Annotated in this window: 3 protein-coding genes; all 3 read left to right on the top strand. The window is 44.4% G+C overall.

Features of this window, described 5'->3' with window-relative positions:
* Positions 1-82: 82 nt before the first annotated feature.
* Entirely contained in the window at positions 83-3,955 is a 3,873-nt protein-coding gene (locus QT990_RS07975; RefSeq protein ID WP_333143429.1) for a hypothetical protein, read from the top strand.
* Positions 3,956-4,073: 118 nt separating this feature from the next.
* Entirely contained in the window at positions 4,074-4,280 is a 207-nt protein-coding gene (locus tag QT990_RS07970) for a hypothetical protein (protein WP_172190898.1), read from the top strand.
* A gap of 338 nt (positions 4,281-4,618) precedes the next feature.
* Positions 4,619-5,563, top strand: coding sequence for a UV DNA damage repair endonuclease UvsE (uvsE, locus tag QT990_RS07965; RefSeq protein WP_333143430.1), 945 nt, complete (start codon positions 4,619-4,621; stop codon positions 5,561-5,563).
* Positions 5,564-5,753 lie beyond the last annotated feature (190 nt).

Here is a 5,753-nt window from a genome sequence, read left to right as displayed (position 1 = left end):
TCTGGTGGCTGTGGGCTTTTTCATTCCTTTATTTTACCAGATGCCGCCACTTAAGTTTTTTTGACCTGAATCCTTACAAGATTTGAGCCAACTTCCCTTCCTCAAGAAGCAGATCGAGAGATTATCTAATGAGTCCAATCTAGACGGGGAAATTCAGCGAACAGAGCGCAAAATTCGTCGCCCTAAAGGTGCTGGTATCATTACAGGTAAAGCCCTCATTCAGCTTCGCTCTCGCGCTCGGCAATTTTTGAATTGGGTGGGTCGCTGGGTTAAGGAGCAGGAATCGCGCTTAGCTGAAAGCGAAAATTATCTTCAGAAAGAAGCCAAACAGTTAAAACAAGATATTGAGAATCTTCAAGATATGGTTCTCCAAGAATTAGATACCTTTGAGGCGACAAAACCTCCAGTGTTTATTTTAGCTGGTATTGCCTGTTGCCGAAAAGCTGTGGAAGACATCGGCAATATCTTCGATCCAGATACCGAATTGTCAACCGCAGAACCTGACCCAAAATATATCCTGCACGCGGAGCTGTTAAGAATGCCATCTATCCCGATCGACGATGACTGGGAACTAGATATCGCTAATCCTGAAGCGGGTATAAAGGGAATTTTGGAGTTAGTCAAAAATGATATTTGGGATTGGCAACAAGCATTCGATATGCAAAGTTATGTCTGTAGTTCAAAAGCGGTCGGAAATCACGAGGCTACGGCGCAAATCATCGAATACCTCGAACACAACCCCGAATCAACATTAGACCTCGATCGGCTAAAGGACGAACGCAATAATCGGATTGAAGAGTGTCAAGGAATTTTGCAGGAGCAGGTCGAGACTACTAGCAAACAGCTCGAAAGTGCCGTAGCTTTTGGTTTACTAAGAGAAACAGATAGAAGTGCTTATGCAGCACAGATTGAAAGCATTAAAAATGCTCATGTAACAACCAGGCGGTTTTCCGAAAAAATTGAGCTGCTTCGGGCGATCGGTCAAGGAATTAGCGCCAAGCGCCAGGAACAGATCGATCGAGTATCCGAGGAATTAGAGAGTCTTCAGCAAACAGGTATAGCAGATGCCGATCGTACCAGAATTTGCAGTGTATTGGAGCAAGGCGATATCCTGACGGCTAAGGAATATATATCTATGCTGCAAGAGCGGCGATCGCTTCCTGAACCAGAGGAAAAAAGAGATGCTTTTAAAGACTTCTTCGAGCATAAGTATGCTGCGATCGAAAAAGTGCTTGAGGAGTGCGATCGCGATCGACAAAAAAAGCAAGACCTAATTCCCAATATTTCCAAAGGGAAAAGTATCGCAAAAATCCAGATACCGCAAGGAACTCAAGCCAAAAAAGCCGCTGATATGCTAGACGCTTGGTTTGCAGCCAAGGGAAGGAAGCAAGAAATCACAGAGAAAGATGCTCGCCAAATTCTCAGCAACCTCGGTTTTAACATAACATCTCTTACATTTAAAAAATCAGGACAAAATACCTGGATTGACGTTAATGCTGAGCCGATATTTGACCAAAATCGCTGTCCTGTGTCTGCCTATGGTTCAGCCGCGAAGGGCCATTACCGCATTCTTTGTGTATGGGATAGACCGAACGAACAGGATCTCCTCAATGCCGTTGGAGAAACAGCTCTTGGAGGGCCGATATTCGTCTTTCATTTTGGGCGAATGACTGAAAAGAAACGCCGAGATTTGGCTGATTTGTGTCGGCAGCGTCGGAGCACTTTCATTGTGATAGATGATGTGCTGATGCTCTACCTTTGCGGAGAACAAAAAACACGCTTACCTGTATTGTTTGATTGTACCTTACCCTTTACTTTCTTAGAACCTTATAAAACCGCAGCAGGAGAGGTTCCGCCTGAGATGTTTTACGGGCGAGTACGAGAACGGGAATCCATAATCGATCCTCTTGGTTCTTGTTTGATTTATGGAGGTCGGCAGTTAGGTAAAACCGTTTTGCTTAAGTATGTACACCGGACTTTTCATGGAACCGACGCGGGAAGGAACGCCCTATTTTTGGATATTAAAGAAATTGGACGCAACCAAGCTTTAGATAAGATTTGGGATTTACTAAACGGAGAATTGGATAAATTGAAAATTCCTGATACCAATCGGCGCAACTCCGTTCGCGAAAGCAGCTTGCTGCGGATTAAAAATTGGCTGGAATTGGACAAGCAGCGGCGCTTTTTGCTGTTGTTGGATGAGGCAGATAATTTCCTTGAAGCCGATGGTAAGGAGGATTTCCTCCGCTGCGATGAACTCAGAAAATTAATGATGGAAACTGACCGACGTTTTAAGGTAGTCTTTGCCGGATTGCACAACGTTCTGAGAACCACTAGACAAGCAAATCATCCGCTGGCTCACTTTGGCAGGCCGATCTGCATTGGGCCTCTGCTGAATAATGGTGAAATGCGTGCGGCAACAGCTTTGGTAGAACGTCCGCTGGCTAGTCTTGGCTATCGTTTTGAATCACTTGATTTAATCCCGCGCATTCTTTGGCAGACTAACTATTATCCGAGCTTGATTCAACTCTATTGCGAGCAGTTACTCAAGCACATTACTAACCCAGATGTCCCTACTTTCGATCCTAAAATTAGTCCGCCTTACGTGATTACTTCTCGCCATGTAGAAGAAGCTTATCAAAGTCAAGACCTTCGCAATAATATTCGCGATCGCTTTAAGTTGACATTGGGGCTCGATAAGCGCTACGAGGTAATTGCCTACTCGATTGCTGATGGCTCTCAGGAGGATGAAACAGGCATGGAGGATGGGTTTTCTGTATCTTGGATTCGCGAACAAGTCTTGTATTGGTGGTCTGACGGATTCGCGGGAAGGTCATCGGAAGATGAAATCCTGGCTTTACTAGAAGAAATGGTCGGATTAGGAGTTTTACGAGAAACCAATCCAGGTTACTTCACTCTGAGAAGTTCTAATTTAGCCTTGCTTATGGGTACGCAACCAGAAATTGAAGCAGAACTTCTGAGACCGCGTGAAGCTCCACCTGAATACGAACCTGCTACTTTTCGGTCTCCTCTTGTCAAAAATAAAGCTGATTCCCGGCGCAGTCCTTTAACTGTTCAACAGGAATCAGAGCTGCTGCGCCCGGAGAATCGTGTCTCTATTATATTTGGCTGCCAAGCCGCAGGAATTGACGATTTGAGAGTTTTTATGATGGAAGCAGCAGCTAGTAAGAAGGATTGCAAAATTCACTATCACTATTTAGAAAATCTCTCAGACCTATCGGATTTCAGCCAGCGTTTGACAGAAATTATTTACCATCGTAAAAAAGATATCACGCTCGTTGTTGTATCAGCCACCACCCTTTGGAGTAAGGATTGGGTTGATGAGGCAATTAAGAAAATCAAAAGATTGAAGAAAGAAGCGTTTATTCAGCTTGTTTTTGTCGCCGATCCTCAGAAGGCTTGGCAGTTAGTTATTCCTAATTCGATAGGTTTAGATTCCTTTAAGGAACTAAGATTTTTCAGCCTCAAACCTTGGCACGATGCGGCGCTGCGACATTGGTTGGAAGATGCTAAGTTGCCCAGCGGACTAGAAGTTAGAAAGAAGATTACGGAAGTTACAGGGAATTGGTCAAACCTGTTGCAAAAATTCTATCAATTTTCCCAAGCTAATCCGCATCGCTGGCAAGATTCCTTGGCGGAACTGAAGAATCAATTTAATAAATCTGATAAATTAATTAATTCAATGGGCTTTGACGGTTGCGAACCTCAAAGAAAACTGGTAATGAGAACTTTGGCCCAATGGGGAGAAGCAGCAGTGGTTGAGGAATTAATTGAGGTTCTGGATGATGTATCGCCTGAAATTGTCAAGCAGACTCTCCGATGGGCGGAACTCCTCAGTCTTGTCTCGCATTTAGGAAATCAGAAGCAAGACGGTAAGGATTACTGGCAGATTGACCCTGTAGTTGGTCGTCTGCTCGAATCTATGGCAGAGTAATACAAACTTTCTGCTGTGCGATGTACTCAAGCAGATATCTGACTTAAGATAGGCGATCGCCCGCAGCAGCTAAGTCTAAGCTAGAAATTGTTCCATAAACCTAATTGAGGAAAAAAAGATGAGTAGCGGTCACGCCAGCCATAAAGGCTCTTCCACAAAACCCAATACCAACACTAACGGTCAAATTACATCTCCTGACGACCAACCCGCTGACCCGCTAAATCAAGAAACATCCGGTTATCCGTTCCATAACGAAGCAATGGAAAATCCTGTTGCCACCGCGCGGCCCGACGAAGAGGCTGAGTCTGGCGAAGAACAGCAATAGTTATATCGATTAAATTGTCATCGATATCCTATCTGCGACGCGGTTGATTAGATGTTTGATAAAAATCCGGTTTGTACTAATTACATCTTGCACTTCCATAGTCCGCCAGGGATTAGAATCTCCGGCGGACTATTTGGGCAGGTTCAGTAGTACCTCATATCAAATCCGTTGACATCGGAATTATTATCTCTCTCTTCTCTTTCTCTGTGTCCTCTGTGCCCTCTGTGGTTTAATCATTCCGATACAACCAATTGATATCACAGCTTCAGAACAAAGGACTAAAGTCCTTACTACAAAACTATTTAACCTATAAAATTCAAGTTAGGAATTATTGAGAAATGAGCGAGATTAACCAACTATTTCAAAAAGACAAATTGCCGGAATTGGGGTTAGTCTGTATTACAACATCCAATGAAGTTCGCTTTCGCACTGTCACGCGGAAGCGACTTTTACAGCTTTCGGAAACTGAACAAGAAACAGTATTGCGCGAGCTTTATACAGACAACTTAAAGCGGCTTGACAAAGCGATCGACTTCTGTTCCGTTAATCAGATTAAGCTCTACCGCATGACTTCTGCACTGTTCCCTTTTGCAGATACAGATTTGGGGGAAGCAGTGCTACACTCCATGACTGAGGAATTGCGGACTACGGGCGATCGCGCTTTGTCTTTGGGCATCCGCTTGGTACTCCACCCGGATCAATTTGTCGTCCTCAGTTCCGACAAGCTTTCTGTGGTTGAAAACAGCATTAAAATTCTCGCGGCTCATGCTTTAATTTTAGATATGTTGGGACAGCCCCGATCGCCCCAGGCACTGATGAACATTCACGGCGGCAAGAGCGATCGCACTTCGCAGCTCAAATCAGTCATCCGCGACTTGCCAGAATCCATTCGATCGCGCTTAACCTTTGAAAATGACGAATACGCTTACAGTTCCTCGGAAATTTTAGAAGTTTGTCTCGATACCGGCGTACCAATGGTTTTTGACGCCCACCACCACGTCATTCACGAACATTTAGAAACTTACGACGATCCCAGCGTTGCCGAAATGCTCGCAGCAGCCCGCACAACTTGGTCTGTTCCTGAATGGCAATTAGTGCATATATCGAATGGCAGAGAATTTTTTGCCGATCCGCGCCACAGCGATTTAATTACAGAAATGCCTAATTGCTATTATCAGGCTCCTTGGATTGAAGTAGAAGCTAAATTTAAAGAATTAGCTATTGAAAAGTTGCGCGCCGAATGGTTGTCGGCGAATGTTCCACAATTTAGCAATGTCTCGTAGGGGCGGGTTTTACCAACAATAATTGCCTAAAACCAATAATCTCGAAAACCCGCCCCGCCCAAGAGTCAATCGCAAGAACAGGCAAGATGCCTGTTCCACAAAGAAGGAATTTTTTTGTGGGGTGGGCCGCAAGAACAGGCAAGATGCCTGTTCCACAAAGAATGAGATGCCTGTTCCACAAAGAATGAAT

Origin of the sequence: Microcoleus sp. T3_B1 (genome assembly GCF_036700445.1) — a bacterium.
In the GTDB taxonomy this organism is placed as follows: domain Bacteria; phylum Cyanobacteriota; class Cyanobacteriia; order Cyanobacteriales; family Microcoleaceae; genus Microcoleus.
This window is presented reverse-complemented; position numbering and strand designations above follow the sequence as displayed.